The 25,494-nt window shown below is 65.0% G+C and carries 21 protein-coding genes; 7 read left to right on the top strand and 14 right to left on the bottom strand.

What is annotated here, in order from left to right:
• The first annotated feature begins 128 nt into the window (after positions 1-128).
• Complete coding sequence (locus AB7M16_RS20225; protein WP_453945001.1) at positions 129-629, top strand: RNA pyrophosphohydrolase; 501 nt, start codon at positions 129-131, stop codon at positions 627-629.
• Positions 630-744: 115 nt separating this feature from the next.
• Here AB7M16_RS20225 and AB7M16_RS20220 read toward each other — a convergent pair whose 3' ends face one another.
• From AB7M16_RS20220 to AB7M16_RS20195, 6 genes are all read right to left on the bottom strand, one after another.
• A complete protein-coding gene (locus AB7M16_RS20220; protein ID WP_453945000.1) occupies positions 745-2,421 on the bottom strand; it encodes an adenylate/guanylate cyclase domain-containing protein in 1,677 nt (558 codons plus the stop codon).
• A 164-nt stretch (positions 2,422-2,585) separates the two neighbouring features.
• On the bottom strand, positions 2,586-2,993 hold the full coding sequence (locus AB7M16_RS20215; RefSeq protein WP_172788823.1) for a F0F1 ATP synthase subunit epsilon: 408 nt from the start codon (positions 2,991-2,993) through the stop codon (positions 2,586-2,588).
• A gap of 86 nt (positions 2,994-3,079) precedes the next feature.
• A complete protein-coding gene (gene atpD, locus AB7M16_RS20210; RefSeq protein WP_172788824.1) occupies positions 3,080-4,522 on the bottom strand; it encodes a F0F1 ATP synthase subunit beta in 1,443 nt (480 codons plus the stop codon).
• 34 nt (positions 4,523-4,556) lie between these two features.
• Complete coding sequence (locus tag AB7M16_RS20205; RefSeq protein WP_172788825.1) at positions 4,557-5,432, bottom strand: F0F1 ATP synthase subunit gamma; 876 nt, start codon at positions 5,430-5,432, stop codon at positions 4,557-4,559.
• Between the two features lie 144 nt (positions 5,433-5,576).
• On the bottom strand, positions 5,577-7,106 hold the full coding sequence (gene atpA / locus AB7M16_RS20200; RefSeq protein WP_172788826.1) for a F0F1 ATP synthase subunit alpha: 1,530 nt from the start codon (positions 7,104-7,106) through the stop codon (positions 5,577-5,579).
• Positions 7,106-7,666, bottom strand: coding sequence for a F0F1 ATP synthase subunit delta (locus AB7M16_RS20195; RefSeq protein ID WP_453944999.1), 561 nt, complete (start codon positions 7,664-7,666; stop codon positions 7,106-7,108). The genes atpA and AB7M16_RS20195 overlap by 1 nt, the downstream gene beginning before the upstream one ends.
• A gap of 657 nt (positions 7,667-8,323) precedes the next feature.
• On the opposite strand from AB7M16_RS20195, the gene AB7M16_RS20190 reads away from it, so the two are divergent.
• A complete protein-coding gene (locus AB7M16_RS20190; RefSeq protein ID WP_172788828.1) occupies positions 8,324-8,821 on the top strand; it encodes a septal ring lytic transglycosylase RlpA family protein in 498 nt (165 codons plus the stop codon).
• Between the two features lie 401 nt (positions 8,822-9,222).
• Here AB7M16_RS20190 and AB7M16_RS20185 read toward each other — a convergent pair whose 3' ends face one another.
• Entirely contained in the window at positions 9,223-11,427 is a 2,205-nt protein-coding gene (locus AB7M16_RS20185; RefSeq protein ID WP_453944998.1) for a primosomal protein N', read from the bottom strand.
• A 112-nt stretch (positions 11,428-11,539) separates the two neighbouring features.
• Here AB7M16_RS20185 and AB7M16_RS20180 point away from each other — a divergent pair, with 112 nt between their 5' ends.
• The 5 genes from AB7M16_RS20180 to AB7M16_RS20160 all read left to right on the top strand — a co-directional run bounded on the left by AB7M16_RS20180 (position 11,540) and on the right by AB7M16_RS20160 (position 16,575).
• A complete protein-coding gene (locus AB7M16_RS20180; RefSeq protein ID WP_453944997.1) occupies positions 11,540-12,505 on the top strand; it encodes a tyrosine recombinase XerC in 966 nt (321 codons plus the stop codon).
• 152 nt (positions 12,506-12,657) lie between these two features.
• Entirely contained in the window at positions 12,658-12,906 is a 249-nt protein-coding gene (locus AB7M16_RS20175) for a hypothetical protein (protein WP_246571395.1), read from the top strand.
• On the top strand, positions 12,899-14,308 hold the full coding sequence (locus AB7M16_RS20170) for a class I SAM-dependent methyltransferase (RefSeq protein WP_453944996.1): 1,410 nt from the start codon (positions 12,899-12,901) through the stop codon (positions 14,306-14,308). Before AB7M16_RS20175 ends, AB7M16_RS20170 begins: the two co-directional genes overlap by 8 nt.
• Before the next feature lies 1 nt (position 14,309).
• The gene (locus AB7M16_RS20165; protein WP_453944995.1) at positions 14,310-15,848 is read left to right on the top strand and encodes a sulfatase-like hydrolase/transferase; all 1,539 of its coding nucleotides are present in this window, start codon (positions 14,310-14,312) and stop codon (positions 15,846-15,848) included.
• A gap of 139 nt (positions 15,849-15,987) precedes the next feature.
• Entirely contained in the window at positions 15,988-16,575 is a 588-nt protein-coding gene (locus AB7M16_RS20160) for a DUF4337 domain-containing protein (protein WP_212257655.1), read from the top strand.
• Positions 16,576-16,737: 162 nt separating this feature from the next.
• On the opposite strand, the gene AB7M16_RS20155 is transcribed toward AB7M16_RS20160, so the two are convergent.
• From AB7M16_RS20155 to AB7M16_RS20125, 7 genes are all read right to left on the bottom strand, one after another.
• Positions 16,738-17,268: a hypothetical protein gene (locus AB7M16_RS20155; RefSeq protein WP_172788833.1), complete on the bottom strand. Its 531-nt coding sequence runs from the start codon at positions 17,266-17,268 to the stop codon at positions 16,738-16,740.
• Positions 17,269-17,302: 34 nt separating this feature from the next.
• Positions 17,303-18,703 (bottom strand): dihydrolipoyl dehydrogenase, encoded by a 1,401-nt coding sequence (lpdA, locus tag AB7M16_RS20150; protein WP_172788834.1) that lies wholly within the window; start codon positions 18,701-18,703, stop codon positions 17,303-17,305.
• Positions 18,704-18,755: 52 nt separating this feature from the next.
• Positions 18,756-19,517: an SDR family oxidoreductase gene (locus AB7M16_RS20145; RefSeq protein WP_453944994.1), complete on the bottom strand. Its 762-nt coding sequence runs from the start codon at positions 19,515-19,517 to the stop codon at positions 18,756-18,758.
• Between the two features lie 57 nt (positions 19,518-19,574).
• Positions 19,575-20,816, bottom strand: coding sequence for a 2-oxoglutarate dehydrogenase complex dihydrolipoyllysine-residue succinyltransferase (gene odhB, locus AB7M16_RS20140; RefSeq protein WP_439401940.1), 1,242 nt, complete (start codon positions 20,814-20,816; stop codon positions 19,575-19,577).
• Between the two features lie 182 nt (positions 20,817-20,998).
• A complete protein-coding gene (locus tag AB7M16_RS20135) occupies positions 20,999-23,956 on the bottom strand; it encodes a 2-oxoglutarate dehydrogenase E1 component (protein ID WP_172788837.1) in 2,958 nt (985 codons plus the stop codon).
• A 136-nt stretch (positions 23,957-24,092) separates the two neighbouring features.
• Positions 24,093-24,977 (bottom strand): succinate--CoA ligase subunit alpha, encoded by an 885-nt coding sequence (gene sucD / locus AB7M16_RS20130; RefSeq protein WP_260381590.1) that lies wholly within the window; start codon positions 24,975-24,977, stop codon positions 24,093-24,095.
• 36 nt (positions 24,978-25,013) lie between these two features.
• A complete protein-coding gene (locus AB7M16_RS20125) occupies positions 25,014-25,493 on the bottom strand; it encodes a DUF1579 family protein (RefSeq protein WP_453944993.1) in 480 nt (159 codons plus the stop codon).
• Position 25,494 lies beyond the last annotated feature (1 nt).

The following is a 25,494-nucleotide window of genomic DNA, read 5'->3' as shown; positions in this document are numbered from 1 at the left end:
CCGCGAAGGCGGGGATCCATAACCCCAGGCAGCCGTGGCGTAGGAGATATCAACCACGAGCTTTCATCCGTCCGCTGCCTGTGGTTATGGATTCCGGGCTCGCGCTCCGCGCGCCCCGGAATGACAAGATGAACAATGAAAAACCCTACCGCCCGAACGTCGGGATCGCGCTGTTCAATCCGGACGGCCATGTGCTGATCGGCCATCGCTTCAAGGGCGACGGGCCCGAGATCATCCTGCCGGGGCTCGACTGGCAGATGCCGCAGGGCGGCGTCGACGAGGGCGAGAACCTGCGCGATGCGGCGCTGCGCGAGCTCTGGGAGGAGACCAACGTCGTCAGCGCCGACTATCTTGGCGAGACCGACTGGTTCACCTATGAATTCCCGCCTTACGACGGACTGCAGACGCATCGCCTCGCAAAGTTTCGCGGCCAGCGCCAGAAATGGTTCGCGCTGCGCTTCACCGGCCGCGACGACGAGATCGATCCGCTGACGCCGCGCAACGGCCAGCCCGCCGAGTTCGATGCCTGGCGCTGGGAGCGCCTCGACCGTGTCGCCGACCTCGTGGTGCCGTTCCGCCGCGAGGTTTACCGCGCCGTGGCGCGAGAGTTTGCCCACCTCGCGAGCTGAACTTTCGAAAACAACCCCATGCACAGTAGAGATGGGGTTGAAATCGTTAGGTTATTTTGCCGGGATGGACGCATAAAGGGGCGCCTCTGCCAGCGCACCAGTCGGGGCCTCATCTCTAATTGATCGGGCCCACCATGAATGGGCCGATGGCGATGACGTGGCAGTCGCTGTCGCGCTTGGCGCAGTCGGCGAGCGCGGAATTGACGGCGGTCTGCTCGTCGGCGGCTTTGAGGCCGAGGCCGGCGCGGCCGGACGTGCCGACGGCGACGGCGTTCCAGCCAGTGGCGTCACCGAGCTTGCGGACGACCTCGCCGCGCGCTTCGGCCACGATCGAGGAATTGGAGGCGGCGTTGAAGAAGCCGGTGATCCTGAACAGCGTCGGGATCGGCACGACGAAACTGTCGTCGATCGCAACGACCATGCAGGCAACGCCGGCGATTGCGCCGCACGATTCCAGCGAGCGCTTCGCCGCGTCGTCGGCTGATGATGCGCCCAGCACCATGAAATATTGCCCGCCCGGGCCGAGCGCGACCGAGCGGGACTTCGCCGCCGGCACGAACATGTTCTCGAGCCGGACCTTCTGCGGCTCGCGTACGATCGGAAAATCCTTCGAGGCGAACGGCCGCTCGATCATCGCATCATGCCTGACATAGGGCGGCGGCGGCATCGGCGGCTTGCCGTGCGTGTAAACGATCGTGTTGCCGACGGCGTAGAGCTCGCAGCGCCGCGGCGATTGCGCGGCATCGGCGCGCTTCTGGCACTGTTCGAGTGCCATGTTGCGCGCGGCTTCCTCGCTTGCCTGGTTCAGCGCTGAGCCGGTGAAGCCGCCGACATTGAGCGCGAAGGCCTTGTAGTCGCCGGCCGCAGAATAATCGCCGGCGAGGAAATTGCGGACGCGCTCGTTGATGAAGGGTACGCTGTCGGCAGCAAGCTTGCCGGTCATCGGCGATGCCGATGGTGACGGCGCAGGCATCGGCGCCATCGCGGCGCCGGCGTTAGACGGAGCCATCGGAGCCATCGGCGCCTTTGCCATTTGGGTCGGCATCGGGCTCGGCGTTGCCGCCGCCGCAGCCGGCGTTGGGCTCGGCTCCGCATTGGGCGTCACGGCCGGCGCCGCGGCACTCGCGGTCTGCTTGAGCTTGGTGTTGTAGAGAAAGCCGGTGACGACGATGGCGACGATCGAGACGACGGCGACCACCAGCGGCCACATCCACACCGGGGCCGCGGCCGCCTTGGAAGCCGCCGTCTTCAGCTGCGGCTTGGCATAGCTGCCGTCCTCGCGCCGCATCGCCACCAGATAGGCGTGCACCGGCGTCGGGATGTTCTTGACCTCCTGCGCGCCGATATCGGCGAACTGCACCGACAGCTTGTTGGCGACCTGCTCATGCACCGCGCGGGAGACGCAGATGCCGCCGACCTCGGCGAGGCCCTCCAGGCGCGCGGCGATGTTGACGCCGTCGCCCAACAGATCGCCGTCGCGTTCGACGACGTCGCCGATGGTGATGCCGATGCGGAACGACATCTGCCGGCTCGGCGGATAGGCCATGTTGCGGGTTCGCAAGCTTTCCTGGATGTCGATCGCACAGCGCACCGCATCCACCGCGCTCGGAAACTCCGCGAGCACGGCATCGCCCGCCGTGTTGAAGATGCGTCCGCCGGCCTTGGCGATGAAATCGTCGACGACCTCGCGATAGGAGGCGAGACGCCGCAGCGTCTCCTCTTCGTCTTCCGCGACCAGCCTCGAATACCCGGCAATATCGGCTGCGAAAATCGCTGCGATCTTGCGTTTCATCTGCCACCGGCCCCCGGAACAAATCCGCGGGGCGCAGAATGCCGCCATCTCCGGCGCGGTGCAACAAAGTTTCAGCGCCAGCACGGTCGTGACGAGCGCTGAACTTGTTCAGGAATTCCTTTGCAGGAATGTCTTACCCGAGCCCCGGAGCGGTGCCCCGGGGCTTAGTGCATAGCCGTGGAGTTGAGCTGGTGCTGGATGCTCTTGAAGTGATCCAGTCGCTCGATGGCCTGATCGAGCTCGCCGCCTTCATGCTCCTTCAGATTCTCTTCCATCTCCGCAATCGTCTCGGCGAACTGGGCACGATCGAGCTCATCCAGCGAGGTCGCGACGTCGGCGAGCACGGTCAGGCCCCTCTCGGACACCTCGGCGAGGCCGCCGAGCACGATGACCTTCTCGTGCCTGCCACCGCTGGTGATGGTGAGGATGCCGGGCCGGATCGCCGCCACGACCGGCGCATGCCCTGCCAGCACGCCGAAGTCACCCTCGACGCCGGGAATGTCGACCTGATCGACCTCGCCCGAGAAGGCGAGCTTTTCCGGAGAGACGAGATCGAAATGGAAGGTGGCCATTGAGAACCTGCGAATGGTGAGTAGCGAATGGCGAGTGGCAAAAGAGGGAGCGGCTATTCGCCACTCCCTATTCGCTATTCGCCAGCTTAGGCCGCCTCAGCGGCCAGCTTCTTGCCCTTCTCGACCGCCTCTTCGATGGTGCCGACCATGTAGAAGGCCGCTTCCGGCAGGTGGTCGTACTTGCCGTCCACCAGGCCCTTGAAGCCCTTGATGGTGTCGGCGAGGTCGACGAACTTGCCGGGCGAACCCGTGAAGATTTCGGCGACGTGGAACGGCTGCGACAGGAAGCGCTCGATCTTGCGGGCGCGGGCCACCGTCAGCTTGTCCTCTTCCGAAAGCTCGTCCATGCCGAGAATGGCGATGATGTCCTGGAGCGACTTGTAGCGCTGCAGCACCTGCTGGACCTGACGGGCGACGGCGTAGTGCTCCTCGCCGACGACGAGCGGGGAGAGCATGCGCGAGGTCGAGTCGAGCGGGTCCACCGCCGGATAGATTCCCTTTTCCGAGATCGCGCGCGACAGCACCGTGGTGGCGTCCAAGTGCGCGAACGAGGTCGCGGGCGCCGGGTCGGTCAAGTCGTCGGCCGGCACGTAGATCGCCTGCACCGAGGTGATCGAACCCTTCTGCGTCGTGGTGATGCGCTCCTGCAGCGCGCCCATGTCGGTGGCGAGCGTCGGCTGATAACCCACCGCCGAGGGAATGCGGCCGAGCAGCGCCGACACTTCCGAACCCGCTTGCGTGAAGCGGAAGATGTTGTCGACGAAGAACAGCACGTCCTGGCCCTGGTCGCGGAAGTGCTCGGCGACAGTCAGGCCGGTCAGGCCGACGCGGGCGCGGGCGCCCGGCGGCTCGTTCATCTGACCGAACACGAGAGCGCACTTCGACTTCACGCTCGGATCCGGATTGTGCGGATCGGCGTTGACCTTGGACTCGATGAACTCGTGATAGAGGTCGTTGCCCTCGCGGGTGCGCTCGCCGACGCCGGCGAACACGGAGTAACCACCGTGCGCCTTCGCGACGTTGTTGATCAGCTCCTGAATCAGCACGGTCTTGCCGACGCCGGCGCCGCCGAACAGGCCGATCTTGCCGCCCTTCGCATACGGAGCGAGCAGATCGACGACCTTGATGCCGGTGACGAGAATTTCGGCTTCGGTCGACTGGTCGGTATAGGTCGGCGCTTCCTGGTGGATGGCGCGGATGCCTTCCGACTTGATCGGGCCGGCCTCGTCGATCGGCTCGCCGATGACGTTCATGATGCGGCCGAGCGTACCGTCACCCACGGGAACCGAGATCGGCTGACCGGTGTCGGTCACTTCCTGGCCGCGCACCAGACCTTCGGTGGCGTCCATCGCGATGGTGCGGACGGTCGACTCGCCGAGATGCTGCGCGACTTCCAGCACCAGGCGGTTGTTGCCGTTCTTGGTCTCCAGCGAGTTGAGAATGGCCGGCAGGTGGCCTTCGAACTGCACGTCGACGACGGCGCCCATGACCTGGGTAACGCGACCGATCTGTGTGGCTGCTGTAGCCATTTACTGTCTCCTTCGATCCGAATTTCGTGTCCGGTCAGACTGCTTCTGCGCCGGAGATGATTTCGATGAGTTCCTTGGTGATCTGAGCCTGACGCGTGCGGTTGTAGACCAGCGTCTGCTTGCGGATCATTTCGCCGGCGTTGCGGGTGGCGTTGTCCATCGCCGACATCTGCGCGCCGTAGAACGAAGCGTTGTTCTCGAGCAGGGCGCGGAAGATCTGCACCGCGAGATTGCGCGGCAACAGGCGCGTGAGGATCTCGTCCTCCTCCGGCTCATATTCGTAGGAGGTCGCGCTGGCGTTCGCACCGCCTTCCTCGACGACCAGCGGGATGATCTGCTGGGCGGTCGGGACCTGTGCGATCACCGACTTGAACTGCGAGTAGAACAGCGTGCAGACGTCGAACTCGCCGTTGTCGAACCGCGCCAGCACCTTCTTGGCGATGTCCTCGGCGTTGACGAAGCCGAGCTGACGCACGCTGCGCAGGTCGAGATGCTCGACGATCTGCTTGTCGAACAGGCGGCGGAGCTGCTCGTAGCCCTTACGGCCGACGCAGAAGAATTTCACTTCCTTGCCCTGCGCAGCCAGCGCCAGAGCGCGTTCGCGGGCGAGACGCACGATAGAGGAGTTGAAAGCGCCGGACAGGCCGCGCTCGCCGGTGCAGACCAACAGCAGGTGAACCTGATCGCGGCCGGTGCCGGCCAGCAGCGCCGGCGCGCCGGGCGAGCCCGCCGCGGCGCTGGCGATGTTGGAGATCACCGCGCTCATCTTTTCGGCATAGGGACGCGCGGCTTCCGCCGCGGTCTGCGCGCGGCGCAGCTTGGAGGCCGCGACCATCTGCATGGCCTTGGTGATCTTTTGCGTCGCCTTGGTGGAGGCGATGCGGACGCGCATGTCTTTAAGTGACGCCATTCTTCGTTCACCCCGGCGGTTCGACTGAAGCGTCGGACCGCTAGCCTGTCCCTACCGCAATGCCCGGCCGGGCGCCGGGCATGCTTCTTATTGATTTGCCTCTCGCGAAGCGGTCATGGCCGGACCATCCGGCCATACTTGCTGTTAAGCGAAGCTCTTCGCAAAGCCTTCGACCACCGACTTCAGCTTGCCGGCGGTGTCGTCGGAGAGGTCGCGGCTGTCGCGGATCGAGTTGAGGATGTCGGCGTGCTTGCCGCGCAGCAGCGAGAGCAGGCCGTCCTCGAACGCGCGCACCTTGTTGAGCGGGAGCGGATCGAGATAGCCGTTGGTGCCGGCCCAGATCACGCAGACCTGCTCTTCCATCTTCAGCGGCGAGAACTGCGGCTGCTTCAGGAGCTCGGTGAGGCGCGAGCCGCGGTTGAGCAGGCGCTGGGTCGAGGCGTCGAGGTCGGAGCCGAACTGCGCGAACGCCGCCATTTCGCGGTACTGCGCGAGCTCACCCTTGATCTTGCCGGCGACCTTCTTGGTGGCCTTGGTCTGCGCGGACGAACCCACGCGAGACACCGACAGACCGACGTTCACGGCAGGACGGATGCCCTGGAAGAACAGGTCGGTTTCCAGGAAGATCTGGCCGTCGGTGATCGAGATGACGTTGGTCGGGATGTAGGCCGACACGTCGTTGGCCTGGGTTTCGATGACCGGCAGCGCCGTCAGCGAGCCCGAGCCCTGGTCCTTGTTCAGCTTCGCCGCGCGCTCGAGCAGGCGGGAGTGCAGATAGAACACGTCGCCCGGATAGGCTTCGCGGCCCGGCGGGCGGCGCAGCAGCAGCGACATCTGGCGGTAGGCGACGGCCTGCTTGGACAGGTCGTCATAGATGATGACCGCGTGCATGCCGTTGTCGCGGAAGTACTCGCCCATGGTGCAGCCGGTGAAGGGCGCGATGTACTGCATCGGGGCCGGATCCGAGGCGGTGGCGGCGACGACGATCGAATATTCGAGCGCGCCCTGCTCTTCCAGCACCTTCACGAACTGCGCGACGGTCGAACGCTTCTGACCGACCGCGACGTAGACGCAGTACAGCTTGATGTTCTCGTCCGGCTGCGCGTTGAGCGGCTTCTGGTTCAGGATGGTGTCGAGCGCGATCGCGGTCTTGCCGGTCTGGCGGTCGCCGATGATCAGCTCGCGCTGGCCGCGGCCGATCGGGATCAGGGCGTCGATCGCCTTGAGGCCGGTCGCCATCGGCTCGTTCACCGACTTGCGCGGAATGATGCCGGGCGCCTTGACGTCGACGCGCATGCGCTTGTCGGCCTGGATCGGGCCCTTGCCATCGATCGGGTTGCCGAGCGCGTCGACGACGCGGCCGAGCAGACCCTTGCCGACCGGCGCGTCCACGATGGCGCGGGTGCGCTTGACGGTCTGGCCTTCCTTGATTTCGCGGTCGGCACCGAAAATAACGACACCGACGTTGTCGGTCTCGAGGTTCAGCGCCATGCCGCGGGTGCCGTTCTCGAACTCGACCATTTCGCCGGCCTGGACGTTGTCCAGACCGTAGACGCGGGCGATACCGTCGCCGACGGACAGCACCTGTCCGACTTCGGAGACTTCAGCTTCCTGGCCGAAATTCTTGATCTGGTCCTTGAGGATCGCGGAAATTTCCGCGGCGCGGATGTCCATCAGCCTGCCTCTTTCATCGCGTGCTTGATCGAATTGAGTTTGGTGCGAAGCGAACCATCCACCATGCGGCTGCCCAGCTTGACGACGAGGCCACCGATGATCGAGGGATCAATCTTCACGTTCAGCGCGACATCCTTGCCGGTCACCGATTTCAGGGCGACCTTGAGGGCATCGAGATTCTTGTCCGAGAGCGCTTCCGCCACGGTGACGTCGGCCGTCGTCTCGCCCTTGAACTTGGCGACGAGCGCGCGGTAGGCGCGGATGACGTCGGCCACTGCGAACAGGCGGCGGTTGGCCGTCAGCACTTTCAGGAAGTTGGCGGCGATGCCGGCGATGCCCGCCTTGTCCAGCACGGCCGTGAGGGCCTTGGACTGGGCGTCGGCCGCGAACACCGGGCTGCGGACGAGGCGCTTCAGATCGGCGCTCTCGTTCAGCAGGGCCTCGAATTTGTCGAGATCGGCTTTGACCGCGTCGACCAAATTCTGGTCGCGGGCCAGTTCAAACAAGGCCGTTGCATAACGGCCGGACACACCGGAAACGGACGTATCTTCTGCAGCCACAGACGCGCTCTTTTTGCTGTCAAACTCGCAAGGGAAAAACCGTCGCCACGAAGCGGCGCCTAGCGATCCAAGCCCTTGGAATTCAAGCGGGACTTCGATTTTCGACCAGCACGGGAGGTGCCGGGCTCGTTAAAATCGCGGCTTTGCTAACATAGCAGGCGCGCAGGTGCAACATGACGCCAAATTAAAGGCATGAGGTTCTGTCGCCAGTTCGTCGCAGCCGCGCGACACATCGCGCGCCGAGGGGCGGCCGAGGCGGCGGCCTCCCAGCTCACGGAAATTGGCGCCGGCTCTGCCGCCGCGCCCTCCATTGGTTCCTGCCCCTAGCGCATAGCCGCCATGAACACGGATCGCTGAGGCGTGAATCCGCCCGAGCGAGTTCCACGCGCCGAATACTTATCGAATTCTAAACGTTGGCGGCGATGACTTCGCTCTACAGTATTTGTAAGTAATAGTGAGGTTAATAAATCGTTAAAGCCGAAGATTTCGGAACATCGGCCGAATATCGCGCGACGGTAACAAGATATTTCATGACGACACATACCGGAATTACTGCCCAATTCACGCCTCATTAGGAATCGAAACGCCAACCCGCTCACAAACTGATGGGGGCTCCACTTGCCACAAATGTGGCAATACTAGCTTAGGGACCATTAAATGCTGTCTTTGAAGACGCTGGGCTTTGTGACCCGGCCGCGCACGGCGATTGCTTTCGTCGCCGCAACTCTGATCGTCGGTGGAACTGCCACCGAAGCTTCCGCCAAATCCCGGCATCACCGGCATCACCACCGCCACCACGCCCAGACCGAGGCCAACGCGACCTCCGATTGGCGCAATGCCAATGCGTCGATGACGCCGACCTCCGGCACCGGCCACAGCTTCTCCGGCGTGGCCTCCTATTACGGCAACGAGTCCGGCAGCCGGACCGCCTCGGGCCAGCGCTTCAACCAGAACGCCATGACCGCGGCGCACCGTTCGCTGCCGTTCGGCACCAAGCTGCGCGTCACCCACCGCGGCCAGAGCGTGATCGTCACCATCAACGACCGCGGCCCGTTCATTCGCGGCCGTGTCCTCGACCTCTCCACGGGTGCAGCCCGCGCCATCGGCCTCACCGGCGCCGGCGTCGGCCGCGTCACCGCGGAGGTCGTCTCCTAAACGCGACGAGCCGCCTACCCGCGCACTTTTCATCAGTTTGATGCGCGCATGAAAACAAGCCCGCGGTCTTGGGGGACCGCGGGCTTTTTGTTTGGCCGTCACCGCCCTCGTGTCCCGGACAAGCTGCAACGCGTGAGCGTTGCGGCGCCGAGCCGGGACCCAGAACGCCGCGAATTCCTCCGAGAGATGGGCCCCGGCTCTGCAGCGCACCGTCGCACCGGACGATGCTTCGCATCGCCGGGGAGACGCTGCGCTGCGTCCGGGGCACGAGAGGAGACAGGACGCACTGCTCCCACGGCGTCATTGCGAGCGCAGCGAAGCAATCCAGAATCTTTCCGCGGAAAGACTCTGGATTGCTTCGTCGCAAGGGCTCCTCGCAATGACGTGGAGAGAGCGGTGGCCTACAAAAAGCTCTGCGGATCGACGTCCACTTCCAGCTTCAGATTGCCTGTCGGCTTCGGGCAGACCGCGAGCCAGCTGCGCAAATAGTCCGACAGGTCGAAACCGCGCGCCGATTTCACCAGGATGCGGAAGCGGTAGCGGCCCTTGATGACGGCGAGCGGCGCTTCGGCGGGGCCGAGCACCACGACGCGCTCGTCGCGCGGCGCGAGCGCGACGAGCTTGCGGCCGAAGCCTTCGGCGCCCGGGCGGTCGCCGGCGGAGATGATCAGGCTGGCGAGCCGGCCGAACGGCGGATAGAGCGTCTTCTCGCGCAGCTCGATCTCGCTGTCGTAGAAGGCCTCGCGGTCGCAGGCGATCAAGGCCCGCATCACGGGATGATCGGGCTGGTGGGTTTGCAGATAGCCGACGCCGCGGCCCTGCTCGCGGCCGGCGCGGCCGATCACCTGGTTGAGCAATTGCCAGGTCCGCTCCGCCGCGCGCGGATCGCCGTTGGAGAGGCCAAGATCGGCATCGACCACGCCGACCAGATTGAGCCGCGGGAAGTTGTGCCCCTTGGCGACGAGCTGCGTGCCGATGATGATGTCGACGCGGCCCTCTGCGATCTCGGCAAGCTCGCTTCGCATCGTCTCGATCGAGGTGATGAGATCGCTCGACAGCACCATGGTGCGCGCGTCCGGGAACAGCGCGGCGGCCTCCTCCTGCAGGCGCTCGACGCCGGGGCCGACCGCAACCAGCGATTCCTCGGCCGAGCAGTTCGGGCAGATATGCGGACGCGGCATCGAGAAGCCGCAATGGTGGCAGACCAGGCGCTGGCGAAAGCGGTGATCGACCAGCCAGGCATCGCAGATGGTGCAGGCAAAGCGATGGCCGCAGGCACGGCACAAGGTCAGCGGCGCATAGCCGCGGCGATTGAGGAAGAGCAGCGCCTGCTCGCGCCGCTCGATCGCGGTTCGGATCTCGCCGGCAAGCCGCGGCGAGATGAAGCGACCACGCGCGGGCGGCTCGCGGCGCAGGTCGATGGCCTCGATATGCGGCATGTGCTGGCCGCCGAAGCGCGAGGGCAGCGCGATGCGCTGATAGCGGTTCTTGCGCGCGTTGACCTCGGACTCCACCGACGGCGTCGCGGAGGCCAGCACGACCGGGATCTTTGCGATATGCCCGCGCACCACCGCCATGTCGCGGGCGTGGTAATGCACGCCCTCGTCCTGCTTATAGGCCTGGTCGTGCTCCTCATCGACGACGATGAGGCCGAGATTGGCGTAAGGGAGAAACAGCGCCGAGCGCGCCCCGACCACGACCGGCGCCGAGCCTTCGGAGATCGCAGCCCAATTGCGCGCGCGGGTGCGCGGCGTCAGCTCCGAATGCCACTCGATCGGCCGCACGCCAAAGCGCTGCGCGAAACGGTCGAGGAACTGGCCGGTGAGCGCGATCTCCGGCATCAGGATCAGTGCCTGCTTGCCGCGGCGGACCACCTCGGCGACGGCTTCGAAATAGACCTCGGTCTTGCCCGAGCCGGTGACGCCGTCGAGCAGCGCGACGTGAAAGGTGCCGTTGGCTGCGAGCGCGCGCATCGCATCCACACTGGCACGCTGCAGCGGCGAAAAATCCGGCCGGCCGAATTCGGGATCGGGCGCCGGCGGCGGAGGCGGCGGCGGCATCGGCTCCACCGTGAGCGTGCCTTCATCGACGAGGCCGTCGATCACGCCCGAGGAGACGCCGGCTTCCCTGGCCGCCTCGGACTTGCCGTGCAGCAGCCGGTCCGACAGCACCGCGATGACGCGCGCCCGCGCCGGCGTCAGACGCTTCGGAGGATCGCCGGTCAGGCGCACGCCGGCGCGCACCCGCTCCGGGCCGAGATTTTCGCCCATGCGCAGGCACATGCGCAGCACCATGCCGCGCGGGCTCAGCGTGTAATTGGCGACCCAGTCCACCACCGAGCGCAGCTCCGGCTTGAGCGGCGGGACGTCGAGTTTCTCGCTGACCTCCTTGAGGCGGTTGTGCAGGCGCGGATCGGGATTGGCATTCTCGCCCCAGACCACGGCCAGCACCTCGCGCGGACCGAGCGGCACACCGACGAGATCGCCCGCCTTCAGCTCCATGCCGCGCGGCACCTTGTAGGAATAGGTCTGGTCGAGCGCGACCGGCACCAGCACGTCGACCATGCGGGTGGCGGGGGCGGTGTTGCTGCGCGACGATTGGTCCATGAGCTGAGAATCGGAACCTTGAGGCCTTGAGGCTAGCGCCGCGCGGCGGCCTTAGCGAACAGTAAACTGGTGTGATGCGATATACTGTGCGGAATCACCACGTCCAGAGCGCATGAGCAAAGCGGCTGCCCCACACATCGAGCTCGCCAGCGCCGATCCCTCGATCGCGCAGGAGATGACGCGCTGGCTGGCGCATCTCGGCGCCGAGCGGCGGCTGTCGCCGAAGACGCTGGAAGCCTATGGCCGCGACTTGCGGCAGTGCCTGGATTTCCTCAGCAATCATTGGGGCGAGCGCGTCACGCTCAAGCGCTTCGCCGCGCTGGAGGCGACCGACGTGCGCGCCTTCATGGCGATGCGCCGGGCCGACGACATTGCCGGCCGCAGCCTGATGCGTGCGCTGGCGGGCCTGCGCTCGTTCGGACGTTTCCTGGAGCGCGAGGGCAAGGGCAAGGTCGGCGCGTTGTCGGCGATCCGCGCGCCGAAGGTGGCGAAGAGCCTGCCAAAACCCCTGCCGATGGCATCCGCAAAGCGTCTTGCCGATGCCGACGAGCGTGCCGGCGAGGAACGGGAGACCTGGATCCTGGCGCGCGATGCCGCAGTGATGGCGCTCTTGTACGGATCGGGGCTGCGCATCTCCGAAGCGCTCTCCCTGAAGCGCCGCGAGGTGCCGCGTCCCGGCGAGGGCGACGTGCTGGTCGTGACCGGCAAGGGCAACAAGACCCGCATGGTGCCGGTGCTGCAGAACGTGCTGGAGCTGGTGCAGGAATACGTTTCGATGTGCCCCTATCCGCTGCCGGCGGAAGGGCCGATCTTCGTCGGCGCACGCGGCGGTCCCTTGAGCCCGCGCATCATCCAGCTCGCGATGGAGCGGCTGCGCGGTGCGCTTGGGCTGCCGGACAGCGCCACGCCGCACGCGCTGCGCCATTCCTTCGCCACGCATCTGCTCTCGCGCGGCGGGGACTTGCGCGCCATCCAGGAATTGCTCGGCCATTCCTCGCTGTCGACGACGCAGGTCTATACCGGCATCGATTCCGAGCGGCTGCTGGAGGTCTATGCCAGCGCGCATCCGCGGCGCTGAGGCACGGCCGTGCGCACTGCACCGCAACGGCAGACAGGCCGTCGACGACCGGTGGAATAGAGCGGATTTCCGTTTACGCGCGTAGGTGGATGGTGCAAAAGACCAATAGGCGGCATGTGCGACCCGCGACTATCGTCTACGGCGTGTGGAAAATGAACAAGACCTCTCCGGGAATGACTGTGGCGGTGCTGGCCGGAATCGCCGTGCTGATGCCGACCAGCGCCTATGCCTATCTGGATCCGGGGAGCGGCGCCTTCGCCGTACAGGCGCTGCTTGCCGGCATTGCCGGCGGCCTGATCGCCATTCGAGCGTACGGAAAGCGGGTGATGGATTTCTTCCGGCGCTCGAAATCGTCGCCGGACGTCGCCACCAGCAGATCCATACTGGACCGCGATGCGTGATCCCGGATCGTTCCGCGATCCCTCAGGCTACGTCTTCACCCATGCTGGCCGAGTTTTTCGCGCGGTCGACGACGAAGCATATCGCAACTTCCTGCTGCTGAAATCGTCGGGCGCCTACGACGTGCTGATGGAACGAGGATGGATCGTCGCCGCGGAGGAGGCAAGCTCCGACGAGGCGACGCAGACTCTGATCCATGCCGAATCGGATCGACTGAAAGTTCTGGAGCATCCGCGCGTCCCGTTCATCTCCTATCCATATGAATGGCCGTTCGAGTTGCTCAAGCGCGCCGCCCTGCTCCACCTCGATGTCCATCTGCTCGCGCTCGATTTCGGACTGACGCTGTCGGATGCGACCGCGTACAATATTCAGTTCATCGGAATCCGGCCGGTCTTCATCGACATTTCCTCTTTCGTGCCGTACCGGGACGGCGACTATTGGGACGGCCACCGGCAGTTCGTCGAGCAGTTCGCGAACCCCTTGCTGATGCGCGCGCTGCTCGGCGTCGCCCACAACGCCTGGTACCGGGGCGCGCTGGAAGGCATTCCGACCGCCGACATGGCCGCGCTGATCGGCTGGCCCAAACGGTGGCTCTCCCCGGACGTCCTGACCAACATCACGCTTCCGGACCGTTTTCAGCGACGGGCACGCCGCGAGCCGGATCAGCCCTCACGTCAGCCAAAGCCGCTGCCCAAAGCCGCGCTTCAGATGATGTTGCGCCGGTTGCGGCGCTGGATCTCCAATCTCGCGCCGAAAGACGTCGGACCGACCGAATGGCAGCAATATGAGCGCGGCAATCTTTCATATTCCGACACCGAGGAAAGCAGGAAGGAGAAATTCGTCAGTTGCTTCGCGCAGAACAATACGCTGGCCTGCGCGTGGGACATCGGCTGCAACACCGGTCGGTATTCGCAAGCGCTTTTGCAAAACCGGGTCCGGTCCGTGATCGGGTTCGACGCCGATCTCAATGCGCTCGACGTTGCGGTGGCGCGTGCGACCGCGGACAATCTGGACTTTCTCCCGCTGTTCAGCGATGCCGCAAATCCAAGCCCCGGTCAGGGCTGGGCGGAGACCGAGCGTTCGGGGCTGCATTCGCGCAGCCGCGCGGACGCCGTCATCGCGCTCGCGATCGTGCACCATCTCGCAATCGGCCGGAACATTCCGCTGCCGTCGGTGCTGGATTGGCTCGTCGGCCTGGCACCCCGCGGCGTGATCGAGTTCGTTCCGAAGTCCGACCCGATGATCCAGCGCATGCTGCGATTGAGGCGGGACATCTTCGATGGCTATGACGGCGAGCAATTCGAGCGCGCCTTGACCCGCCATGCAGCGATCGTGCGGCGGCTCGAGCTCACCCCGGGCGGCCGCACGCTGTATGAATTCGCAAGACAGGCCGGTGGAGACTGAAATGCCGCTACGATCCGATGACAGATTCGTCCTGCTCCGCGCGGTCGCGACGGCTGTACTTCTGTCCACGATGGCCCTCCTCAATTTTTACGCAGCGAACATGAGCGCGCTGGCTGGTCCGTCGCGCGTGTTGCAATACGCGGCCGGCATCATGGCGATCGCGGCGGTTCTCTCGGTGTGTCTCGCCTTGCTGCTGCGCAAGGTCCCGCCATGGCGCATCGTTCTGGCGGTCGGGCTGACGGTCTTCGTCTTCTTCGCTTATCGCGTCGAGTTGGTCGAGTACGAGATGAAGGGCCGCTTCGGCGACTGGGCCGCGATCGCCTGGACCGTGATGGCCATCGCCACCGGCATCGGTGCCCTGATTGTCATCCGCCGACCTGCGCTCGTGACAATCGCACTGGTGGCGTCGTTGGCGTTTGCCGCCCTGCCCGTCACCCGCATCGCGACCGCGCTTGTGAAGGAGCAGCGCGCGCCGCGCCCGGTGCCGGGCGCCGGTGAGCCGGCGATGAAGCTCACGATGTCTCCCAACATCTATTGGATCGTGCTCGATGCCTATCCGAGGCAGGACGTCCTCAAGGAAGATTTTTCATTCGACAACAGCGGCTTCCTCGCCTCGCTCCGCGCGAAGGACTTTACGGTATTTCGCAATGCCCGCTCGAATTTTCCGGCGACGGCCAATTCGATATCCAGCACGGCCAACGCCGACTACACCGTCGAGGGCGAAGGCAAGGACCTCAAGGCTTTCCCGCTGGAGCGGCTATATCCGCTCGTTCGAGGCAAGAACCGGACGGTGGCCCGGCTCACCTCGGCCGGATACAGCTATGTCCATTTTGAAAACGGCTATGACAACCTGACCAAATGCGCGTTCGACGGGCCGCGTTGCCTGCGCGGGAATGTCGGGCTGGACGAGATGGACGTCGCCATTCTCTCCAACACACCGATCATCGACTTGATCATCGGTCGGCGGCAGTCGCCGTTTGCGTGGGGCGGCGTCGATGACCTGACCCGTCTGTTGAATGAGGTCCAGGCGACTCCATCGCCGTTCTTCCTGTACGCACACATCCTGGTCCCGCATATCCCGTTCCGCTTCACGGCGGACTGCGGTTTCCGCTCGGCCGCCCCGGACCTGCAGCGCTGGGACCCGGCGAGCCGCCCGGCCTTCCTCGACCAGCTCCGCTGCACCAACTCTCAGACGCTGACGCTCGTCGACAAGATTGTCACGTCAGATCCCAACGCGCTGATCATCCTGCAGTCGGATCATGGCACGGACTTCCGCGGCCAGACCAAGCGCTCGCCATCTACCTGGTCGGACGCCGATCTCCACGAGCGCTTCGGCGTTCTGAACGCAATTCGGCTGCCGAAGCAATGCCGCGCGGCCGCTCCAGACGACATCACCTTGATCGACACCTTTCCGCTGGTCTTTGCCTGCCTGACCGGCGGCGCGTTTGAACCGCGTCAACCGCGCTTCTTTGTCACCCCGTATGACGACATGCCCGACTTCGGGGATGCGGTCGAGTTTCCGGCTGAGCGGGTACGGTGAACGACCGATGTGTCGCGGCGCGGCCTCCCCCACAGGCTGCGCAGCCGGCAGACTGACACACTCTCGTCATAGCGCGCGTGCCTCTTGCGCAGGCCGCGCGGTTCGGTCAATCGTTGCGGAACCGACCAAGAGGGGAATCATGAGCGCACATGAAAGCATGGAGCATGCCGAGCACGCCGAACACGCGTCCGGCTCGAACAAGAAGATCGCCCTTCTGATCGCCGTGCTGGCGCTTTTCCTTGCGATCTCGGAGACGCTCGGCAAGGGTGCCCAGACCGAATCGATCAGCAAGAACGTCGAAGCCGCCAATCTCTGGGCGTTCTTCCAGGCCAAGAGCATCCGCCGCACCGTGGTGGTGACCGCGGCCGAGCAGGGCAAGCTGACGCTGGCCGAGGCAAGCGAGGCGCAGAAGCCCGCCGTGCAGAAGCAGATCGAGGATTGGACCAAGACCGCGCAGCGCTACCGCTCCGAGCCCGAGACCGGCGAAGGCACCGAGCAGCTTGCGGAGAAGGCCAAGCACGCCGAGCACGACCGCGACGAGGCGACCGCGAAATACCACCATTTCGAGCTGGCCTCGGCCGCCTTCCAGATCGGCATCGTGCTGGCCTCGGCCACCATCATCACCGGCATGTTCGCGCTCGCCTATGTCGGCGGCGTGCTGACGATCGCCGGCCTGATCATGACCGCACTCGGCCTGTGGTGGCCGCATCTGCTGCATTTGCATTGAGGGGAGCGTGTGGCGCGCGCCCGAAACCACACAGACAGTGTCATGCCCCGGCTTGACCGGGGCATCCAGTACGCCGCGGCTTCTCGGTTCAATCACTGACGTCTCTGGAATACTGGATCGCCCGGTCAAGCCGGGCGATGACAGCGAGCGTGTGGTGAACAGCTAGCGCGCCTGGTGCACGCTCTTCCTGAAACGCTGGATCATACGCAACGTGCGGGACGACCAGCCCTCGCCGTCGCCGGCGATCAATTCGCGGATGCGGCGCTTGATCGGGTCGACCAGCTCCGCAGCCTTGGCGCGGATCTTCAGCACCAGCCCGTAGATCCGCTCGAACCAGCGCATCTCCAGAAGCTTGGCGCGCGTGACGTCGAACACGAAGGCGGTAACGCCGACGCCGATGAGCTTCGCGAACACGATCGTGAAGACGGCGCTGGTCCAGTATTCATGCGCGAGCAGCCACAGGCCGACCAGCTTGAGCGGAAACAGCGGGACGATTGGGACCGCGAACACGATCAGCGTCATGGCCGGCGACAGCGCATCGACGCGCTCGGTCAGCCATTGCTTGAAGCGCGCAAGCGGGATGGCTGCGACGACCTTGGCAACGATCGGCTCGAGATGGTCCCACAGCCAGGCTTCGATCAGGAAGACGATCGCAAGCAGGACCCAGACCGGTTGAAGAAGGCGGCGCAGCATGTGTTTCCCGCCCGATTTGGCGCTGGGCGCTTCGCTACATATGGATGGCGCGCTTGCCGACCGCAAGCGCGGCTTCCTTGACGGCCTCCGAGCGGGTCGGATGGGCATGGCAGGTGCGCGCGAGATCTTCCGCACTGCCGCCAAATTCCATGAGAACACACGCTTCATGGATCATTTCGCCGGCTTCGCGGCCGATAATGTGCACGCCGAGCACGCGATCGGTCTTCGCATCTGCGAGAATCTTCACAAAGCCGTCGGTGGTCTGGTTGACCTTGGAGCGGCCGTTGGCGGTGAACGGAAACTTCCCGACCGTATAAGCCGTGCCCGCCTGCTTCAGTTCCTCCTCGGTCTTGCCGACGGAGGACACTTCCGGCGTGGTATACACGACGCCGGGGATCACGTCATAATTCACGTGGCCGGCCTGGCCGGCGATGATCTCGGCGACCGCGACGCCCTCGTCCTCGGCCTTGTGCGCGAGCATGGGGCCTGCGACGACGTCGCCGATGGCATAGACGCCCTTCAGGCTGGTGGCGAAATGCGGATCGATCTGCACCCGGCCGCGCGCGTCCAGCGCGACGCCGGCTTCCTTGAGGCCGAGACCGTCGGTGTAGGGCACGCGGCCGATGCAGACCAGCACGACGTCGGCTTCGATGGTCTCGGCGGCACCGCCGGAAGCCGGTTCGATTTTCGCGAGCAATGCCTTGCTGTTCACCTCGACGCCGGTCACCTTCGAGCCCAGCTTGAATGCAAATCCCTGCTTTTCAAGGATGCGCTGGAATTGCTTGGCGATCTCGCCGTCCATGCCGGGCAGGATGCGGTCGAGGAATTCGACCACCATGACTTCGGATCCGAGCCGGCGCCACACGGAGCCGAGTTCGAGCCCGATCACGCCGGCGCCAATGACCAGCAATCGGCCTGGCACCTTCTCCAGCGACAGCGCGCCGGTCGAGGACACGATGCGCTTCTCGTCGATCTCGATGCCCTTCAGGCGCGCGATGTCGGAGCCGGTGGCGATCACGATGTTCTTGGTCTCGACCACCTGCGACTTGCCGTCGGCGGAGACCTCGACCTTGCCGGTCCCCAGGATCTTGCCGGTGCCCTTGAGCACGTCGATCTTGTTCTTCTTCATCAGGAACTCGACGCCCTTGACGTTGCCGTCGATGCCCTGCTGCTTGAAGTTCATCATCGACGGCAGATCGAGCTTCGGCGCGGAAACGCTCACGCCCATCTTGGCGAAGGAATGCCCGGCTTCCTCGAACATCTCGGAGGCGTGCAGCAGCGCCTTCGACGGCATGCAGCCGACGTTGAGGCAGGTGCCGCCGAGGGTTGCGTTCTTTTCGACCACGGCGACTTTCATGCCGAGCTGGGCCGCGCGCACCGCGCAGACATAACCGCCCGGTCCGGTGCCGATGACGACGAGATCGTAGGTAGCCATGAGAGAAAGTCCCGTAAGGTTAGGCGTGGTGAGGATGTGTCAGCGTGGCGCCTCAGCGTCCGCCGGACACATCGAGAATGGCTGAGGTGACGTAGGAGGCCTCGTCCGAGATCAGCCAGACGATGGCATTGGCGATTTCGTCGGCGGTGCCGACGCGCTTCATCGGCACCAGATGCGCCAGACGATGGGCGCGGTCGGGCTCGCCGCCGGCGGCGTGGATTTCGGTGTCGATCAGGCCGGGACGGATCGCGGCGACGCGGATGCCTTCGTTCGCGACCTCATAGCCGAGGCCGACGGTGAAGGAATCGACCGCGCCCTTGGACGCGGCGTAATCGACATAGGTGTTCGGTGCGCCAAGCCGCGCCGCGACCGATGACAGGTTGACGATGACGCCGCCCTTGCCGCCGTGCTTGGTCGACATCCGCTTCACCGCCTCGCGCGCGCAGAGAATGGAGCCGGTGACGTTGACCGCCATGACGCGCTGGATGCGCTCGGCCGACATCTCGTCGACCCGTACGCCGCTCTTGCCGACGATGCCGCCATTGTTGACGAGAGCGCCGAGCGTGCCGAACTTGTCGGCCTCCTTGAACAAATTGAGGATGTCGCTTTCCTCGGCGACGTCGCACTTCACAGCGATGGCCTTGCCATTGCTGGCCGCGATCTGCGCGACCACCTCGTCGGCGGCATTCTTGTTGCTGGCATAGCCGACCACGACGCGGAAGCCGCGCGCGGCCGCCGCAAGCGCGGTCGCCCGCCCGATGCCGCGGCTGCCGCCGGTGATGACAACGACTTTATCCGTCACGCGCGCCTCCATGGTTCGACAGGCGCCGTCGTCGCATCAGTCGCGACGGCGCTCGCAACGCATCAGCGATCAGAGATCGAGCACCAGGCGCGCCGGATCTTCCAGGCTCTCCTTGACGCGAACCAGGAAGGTGACGGCTTCCTTGCCGTCGATGACGCGGTGATCGTAGGACAGCGCCAGATACATCATCGGGCGCACCTCGATCTTGCCGCCGACGACCATCGGCCGTTCCTGGATCTTGTGCATGCCTAAAATGCCCGACTGCGGCGCGTTCAGGATCGGGGTCGACATCAGCGAGCCGTAGATGCCGCCGTTGGTGATGGTGAAGGTGCCGCCCTGCATCTCGTCGATCTTGAGCTGGCCGTCACGGGCGCGGCGGCCGAAATCGGCGATGCTCTTCTCGATGTCGGAGATCGACTTGTGGTCGCAGTCGCGCACCACGGGCACGACCAGGCCCTTGTCGGTGCCGACGGCGACGCCAATGTGATAATAGTTCTTGTAGATCAGGTCGCTGCCGTCGATCTCGGCGTTGACGGCCGGGATGTCCTTCAGCGCCTGCACGACGGCCTTGGTGAAGAAGCCCATGAAGCCGAGCTTGGCGCCATGCTTCTTCTCGAACGCGTCCTTGTAGTGCGCACGCAGCGCCATGACGTTGGTCATGTCGACCTCGTTGAAGGTCGTGAGCATGGCCGCGGTGTTCTGCACGTCCTTGAGACGGCGCGCGATGGTCTGGCGCAGCCGGGTCATCTTGACGCGCTCTTCGCGGGCGGCGTCATCGGCCGGCGAGGGGCTGCGGACCTGAACGGCGGCGGCGGGCTGGTTGACCGGGGTCGGCGCGGACGCGGCGCGCTCGATCGCGGCCAGCATGTCGCCCTTGGTGACGCGGCCGTCCTTGCCGGAGCCGGGAACGGTCGAGGCGTCGATGCCGGTCTCGGCGGAGAGCTTACGCACGGAAGGCGCGAGCGGCGCGTCGGCCGGCGGTGCCTTCGCGGCAGCGGGCGCCGGCGCTGGAGCAGCGGCGGCAGCCGCCGGCGCAGCAGCCTTGGCCGGCGCGGCGGCGGGCTTGGCTGCGCCGGCACCGTCGGTGATCTGACCGAGCAGCGCGCCCACGGCAACGGTTGCACCATCGGCCGCGATGATCTCGCTCAGCGTGCCGGCGGAGGGCGCGGGGACTTCGATGGTGACCTTGTCGGTCTCGAGCTCCACCAAGGGCTCGTCGACGGCGACGGGGTCGCCGGCCTTCTTGAACCAGCGGCCGATGGTGGCCTCGGTGACGGATTCGCCGAGCGTCGGCACACGAATTTCAGTCATGGTCTCTTCCTTAAGGGATCGCCGGTAGCGGTCATGAATTTCATACGTCATTGCCCGCGAAGGCGGGCAATCCAGTACGCCGTGACCTTCGTGATCAAAACGAAAGCCGCGGAATACTGGATGCCCCGCCCCCGTGCGCGATTGCGCACTAGGCGGGGCATGACCTAGTCCTAAAAACCTTCTCAGCTCAGTGCTTCGTCCAGGAACGCCTTCAGCTGAGCCTGATGCTTGGACATCAGTCCCGTGGCGGTCGCGGCGGAAGCGGCGCGGCCGACATAGCGCGGACGCCGGCTCACGCCGTTCACCTGGTTCAGCACCCATTCCAGATAGGGCTCGATGAAGTGCCAGGCACCCATGTTGCGGGGCTCTTCCTGGCACCACACCATCTCGGCCTTCTTGAAGCGCGACAGCTCGGCCACCAGCGCCTTCAGCGGCACCGGATAGAGCTGCTCGACGCGCATCAAATAGATGTCGTCGATGCCGCGCTTCTCGCGCTCCTCGTAGAGGTCGTAATAGACCTTGCCGGAGCACAGCACGATGCGGCGGATCTTCTCGTCGGGGACGAGCTTGATCGCCTCGTTCGGCAGCATCTGGGCGTCATCATAGAGGATGCGGTGGAAGGTCGTGCCCTTCGCCAGCTCTTCGAGACGCGACACCGCCCGCTTGTGACGCAGCAGCGACTTCGGCGTCATCATGATCAGCGGCTTGCGGATCTCGCGATGCAGCTGCCGGCGCAGCACGTGGAAGTAGTTCGCCGGCGTGGTCGGGTAGACCACCTGCATGTTGTCTTCCGCGCACATCTGCAAGTAGCGCTCGAGGCGCGCCGAGGAGTGCTCCGGACCCTGGCCCTCATAGCCGTGCGGCAGGAGGCAGACGAGACCGGACATGCGCAGCCATTTGCGCTCGCCCGAGGAGATGAACTGGTCGAACACGACCTGCGCGCCGTTGGCGAAGTCGCCGAACTGGGCTTCCCACAGCGTCAGCGTGTTCGGCTCGGCGAGCGAATAGCCGTATTCGAAGCCGAGCACGGCTTCTTCCGACAGCAGCGAATTGATGACCTCGTAATGGCCCTGCTCGTGACCGAGATGGTTGAACGGCGTGTAGCGGCTTTCGTCTTCCTGGTCGATCAGGACCGAATGGCGCTGCGAGAAGGTGCCGCGCTCCGAATCCTGGCCCGACAGACGGACGTGATGGTTTTCGTTGAGCAGCGAGCAGAACGCCAGCGCCTCGCCGGTCGCCCAGTCGATGCCGGCGCCGGTGTCAATGGCCTTCGAGCGGTTGTCGAGGAAACGCTGGATGGTGCGGTGAACGCGGAAGCCGTCCGGCACCTTGGTGATCTTGCGGCCGATGTCCTTCAGCGTGGCGATGTCGACGCCGGTGACGCCGCGCCGCGCATCCTCTTCCTGGTCGGCGATCTTGAAGCCGGACCACTTGCCGTCGAGCCAGTCGGCCTTGTTCGGCTTGTAGGAGGTGCCGGCCTCGAACTCGGCGTCGAGCCGGGCGCGCCAGTCCGCCTTCAGCTTGTCGACCTCGCCCTCGGTGACGACGCCTTCTGCGATCAGGCGCTTGGAGTAGAGCGTCAGGGTCGAGGGATGGGCCGCGATCCGCTTGTACATCACCGGCTGGGTGAAGGCCGGCTCATCGCCCTCATTGTGGCCGTAGCGGCGGTAGCACCACATGTCGATGACGACGGGCTTGTGGAACTTCTGCCGGAATTCGGTCGCGACCTTGGCTGCGAACACGACGGCTTCCGGATCGTCGCCGTTCACGTGGAAGATCGGCGCGTCGATCATCTTCGCCACATCAGACGGATAGGGCGAGGAGCGCGAGTAGCGCGGATAGGTGGTGAAGCCGATCTGGTTGTTGACGATGAAGTGCACGGAGCCGCCGGTGCGGTAGCCCTTCAGATCGGACAGGCCGAAGCACTCCGCGACCACGCCTTGACCGGCGAACGCGGCGTCGCCGTGCATCAGAAGCGGCATCACGGAGATCCGCATGTCCGGGGGATCACCGTGCTGGTCCTGCTTGGCGCGGACCTTGCCGAGCACCACGGGATCGACGATCTCGAGATGCGAGGGGTTGGCGGTCAGCGACAGATGGATGCGGTTGCCGTCGAACTCGCGGTCCGAGGAGGCGCCGAGGTGGTACTTGACGTCGCCCGAGCCTTCGACCGCGTCGGGGTTGGCCGACCCGCCCTTGAACTCGTGGAACAGTGCGCGATGGGCCTTGCCCAACACCTGCGTCAGCACGTTGAGGCGGCCGCGATGCGGCATGCCGAGCACGATTTCCTTCACGCCGAGATTGCCGCCGCGCTTGATGATCTGCTCGAGCGCGGGGATCAGGGCTTCGCCGCCGTCGAGGCCGAAGCGCTTGGTGCCGGTGAACTTGGTGTCGCAGAACTTTTCGAAGCCTTCGGCTTCGATCAGCTTCTGCAGGATGGCCCTGCGGCCTTCACGCGTGAACGAGATCTCCTTGTCGGGTCCCTCGATGCGCTCCTGAATCCAGGCCTTCTGCGCGGCGTTGCTGATGTGCATGAACTCGACGCCGAGCGTCTGGCAGTAGGTGCGCTCGCAGATCGCGGTGATCTCGCGCAACGTGCCGTATTCGAGACCGAGCACGTGATCGAGGAAGATCTTGCGGTCGAAATCGGCCTCGGTGAAGCCGTAGGTGCGCGGATCGAGCTCTTCGCGGTTGCGCTGGGCTTCGATGCCGAGCGGATCGAGCTTGGCGTGGAAGTGGCCGCGCATGCGGTAGGAGCGGATCAGCATCAGGGCGCGGACGGAGTCGCGCGTCGCCTGAAGCACGTCGGCGGAGGAGATGTCGGCGCCCTTGGTCTGCGCCTTGGCGGCGATCTTGGCACCGACCGCCTTCTCGACTTCGGCCCAGTTGCCGTCGAGGGCGGAGGTCAGGTCATCCTTCGGGGTCAGCGGCCAGTTGTCGCGCTCCCAGGACGGGCCTTCCGCGTTCTTGCTGATGTCAGCGGGCGCGTCATTCAGGCTCTTGAAGAACTCCTGCCACTCGGCGTCGACCGAGGACGGATCCTTCTGGTAGCGGGCGTAGATTTCGTCGATGTAGGTGGCGTTGGTGCCCTGCAAAAAGGATGACAGGGCAAAGGCTGCGTTCGCGTCCTGGCGAGACATACTTGAGTTCCTGGCGATTTCGGTTCGCGCATAACAAACGGCGCTGGCGCCGAGCTCCCCGACAGGGCTCGACGCGACAGGCACCCTTTACCCTATTTGCTGCGAAACTTCGCCCGGAAAAGCACGAAGAAGTGAATTAGCCTTTCAACTTTTCGGCAAGCGTGTGGCCGAGGCGGGCGGGCGACGGAGACACTGTAATCCCTGCGGATTTCATCGCCTCGGTCTTGGAACCGGCATCGCCCTTGCCGCCCGAGATGATGGCGCCGGCATGGCCCATGCGGCGGCCGGGAGGGGCGGTGACGCCGGCGATGAAGCCGACCATCGGCTTCTTGCGGCCGCGCTTGGCCTCGTCCTTGAGGAACTGGGCGGCGTCCTCCTCGGCGGAACCGCCGATCTCGCCGATCATGATGATCGATTCCGTCTTGGGATCGGCCAGCAGCATCTCCAGCACGTCGATGAACTCGGTGCCCTTGACCGGGTCGCCACCGATGCCGACCGCGGTGGTCTGGCCGAGGCCTTCCTGGGAGGTCTGGAACACGGCTTCATAGGTCAGCGTGCCCGAGCGGGAGACGATGCCGACCGAGCCGGTCTTGAAGATGTTGGCGGGCATGATGCCGATCTTGCACTCGCCGGCGGTCATGACGCCCGGGCAGTTCGGCCCGATCAGGCGCGACTTGGAGCCGAGCAGCGAGCGCTTGACGCGCACCATGTCCACGACCGGAATGCCCTCGGTGATGCAGACGATCAGCGGGATCTCGGCGTCGATCGCTTCGCAGATCGCGTCCGCCGCGCCCGGCGGCGGCACGTAGATCACCGACGCGTCGGCCCCGGTCTTCTCACGCGCCTCGCGTACGGTGTCGAACACCGGCAGACCGAGATGCGTCGAGCCGCCTTTGCCGGGCGAAGTGCCGCCGACCATCTTGGTGCCGTAGGCGATCGCGGCCTCGGAATGGAAGGTGCCGTTCTTGCCGGTGAAGCCCTGGCAGATGACCTTGGTGTTCTTGTCGATCAGGATGGACATGAGGTCTGCTTTCGCGAAACTAACAGAGTGAGAGGGTCAGTGGATGCGGCGGTAGACGCCGGTTAGGACGTCGGACCAGCCTTCCGCGTCCGGCGAGAACTGAATCTTCAACGAGTAGGAATCCTCATTGATGATCTCGTAGACGTGGCGCGCATTGCCGCGGAGCGAGCCGCGCACCAGCGTCAGGGTCTTGCCGACCCACCCGCCTGAGGCGGGCGAAGGCGGCGTGTAGCCGAGCGAGTCGTACCAGAACAATTTGTAGGTCCGGTCGTCGCGGTCGAAGGTGAAGATGCCGTGGGTGGCGAAGATCTGCTTGCCGTCGCGCATCTGGACCGCATCCTGGATCAGATAAAATCCGTTGAGGTCCATGCGCGCGACGACGTGAGAGGTGGCCGGCCCGCCCGCGTTCCAGCGCGACGGGAAGACCATCTCCTCACCATCCCATTCGCCGGCGAACGCGGCGAGACGCGCGTGCTCGGGGAGCGGAGATGATGCGGCGAGATGGTCCTGGGCCATG

It is taken from the genome of Bradyrhizobium sp. USDA 372 (genome assembly GCF_053629095.1).
This window is presented reverse-complemented; position numbering and strand designations above follow the sequence as displayed.

Excerpts from the sequence above, each read along its gene's own strand:
- AB7M16_RS20220 (WP_453945000.1), bottom strand. The coding sequence starts at position 2,421 with ATGAAACGCAAGATCGCAGCGATTTTCGCAGCCGATATTGCCGGGTAT.
- atpA (WP_172788826.1), bottom strand. The coding sequence starts at position 7,106 with ATGGACATCCGCGCCGCGGAAATTTCCGCGATCCTCAAGGACCAGATC.
- atpD (WP_172788824.1), bottom strand. The coding sequence starts at position 4,522 with ATGGCTACAGCAGCCACACAGATCGGTCGCGTTACCCAGGTCATGGGC.
- AB7M16_RS20135 (WP_172788837.1), bottom strand. The coding sequence starts at position 23,956 with ATGTCTCGCCAGGACGCGAACGCAGCCTTTGCCCTGTCATCCTTTTTG.
- AB7M16_RS20180 (WP_453944997.1), top strand. The coding sequence starts at position 11,540 with ATGAGCAAAGCGGCTGCCCCACACATCGAGCTCGCCAGCGCCGATCCC.
- AB7M16_RS20225 (WP_453945001.1), top strand. The coding sequence starts at position 129 with ATGAACAATGAAAAACCCTACCGCCCGAACGTCGGGATCGCGCTGTTC.
- AB7M16_RS20160 (WP_212257655.1), top strand. The coding sequence starts at position 15,988 with ATGAGCGCACATGAAAGCATGGAGCATGCCGAGCACGCCGAACACGCG.
- AB7M16_RS20215 (WP_172788823.1), bottom strand. The coding sequence starts at position 2,993 with ATGGCCACCTTCCATTTCGATCTCGTCTCTCCGGAAAAGCTCGCCTTC.
- odhB (WP_439401940.1), bottom strand. The coding sequence starts at position 20,816 with ATGACTGAAATTCGTGTGCCGACGCTCGGCGAATCCGTCACCGAGGCC.
- AB7M16_RS20155 (WP_172788833.1), bottom strand. The coding sequence starts at position 17,268 with ATGCTGCGCCGCCTTCTTCAACCGGTCTGGGTCCTGCTTGCGATCGTC.
- AB7M16_RS20165 (WP_453944995.1), top strand. The coding sequence starts at position 14,310 with ATGCCGCTACGATCCGATGACAGATTCGTCCTGCTCCGCGCGGTCGCG.
- AB7M16_RS20185 (WP_453944998.1), bottom strand. The coding sequence starts at position 11,427 with ATGGACCAATCGTCGCGCAGCAACACCGCCCCCGCCACCCGCATGGTC.
- AB7M16_RS20175 (WP_246571395.1), top strand. The coding sequence starts at position 12,658 with ATGAACAAGACCTCTCCGGGAATGACTGTGGCGGTGCTGGCCGGAATC.
- lpdA (WP_172788834.1), bottom strand. The coding sequence starts at position 18,703 with ATGGCTACCTACGATCTCGTCGTCATCGGCACCGGACCGGGCGGTTAT.
- AB7M16_RS20190 (WP_172788828.1), top strand. The coding sequence starts at position 8,324 with ATGCTGTCTTTGAAGACGCTGGGCTTTGTGACCCGGCCGCGCACGGCG.
- sucD (WP_260381590.1), bottom strand. The coding sequence starts at position 24,977 with ATGTCCATCCTGATCGACAAGAACACCAAGGTCATCTGCCAGGGCTTC.
- AB7M16_RS20145 (WP_453944994.1), bottom strand. The coding sequence starts at position 19,517 with ATGGAGGCGCGCGTGACGGATAAAGTCGTTGTCATCACCGGCGGCAGC.
- AB7M16_RS20125 (WP_453944993.1), bottom strand. The coding sequence starts at position 25,493 with ATGGCCCAGGACCATCTCGCCGCATCATCTCCGCTCCCCGAGCACGCG.
- AB7M16_RS20205 (WP_172788825.1), bottom strand. The coding sequence starts at position 5,432 with ATGGCGTCACTTAAAGACATGCGCGTCCGCATCGCCTCCACCAAGGCG.
- AB7M16_RS20170 (WP_453944996.1), top strand. The coding sequence starts at position 12,899 with ATGCGTGATCCCGGATCGTTCCGCGATCCCTCAGGCTACGTCTTCACC.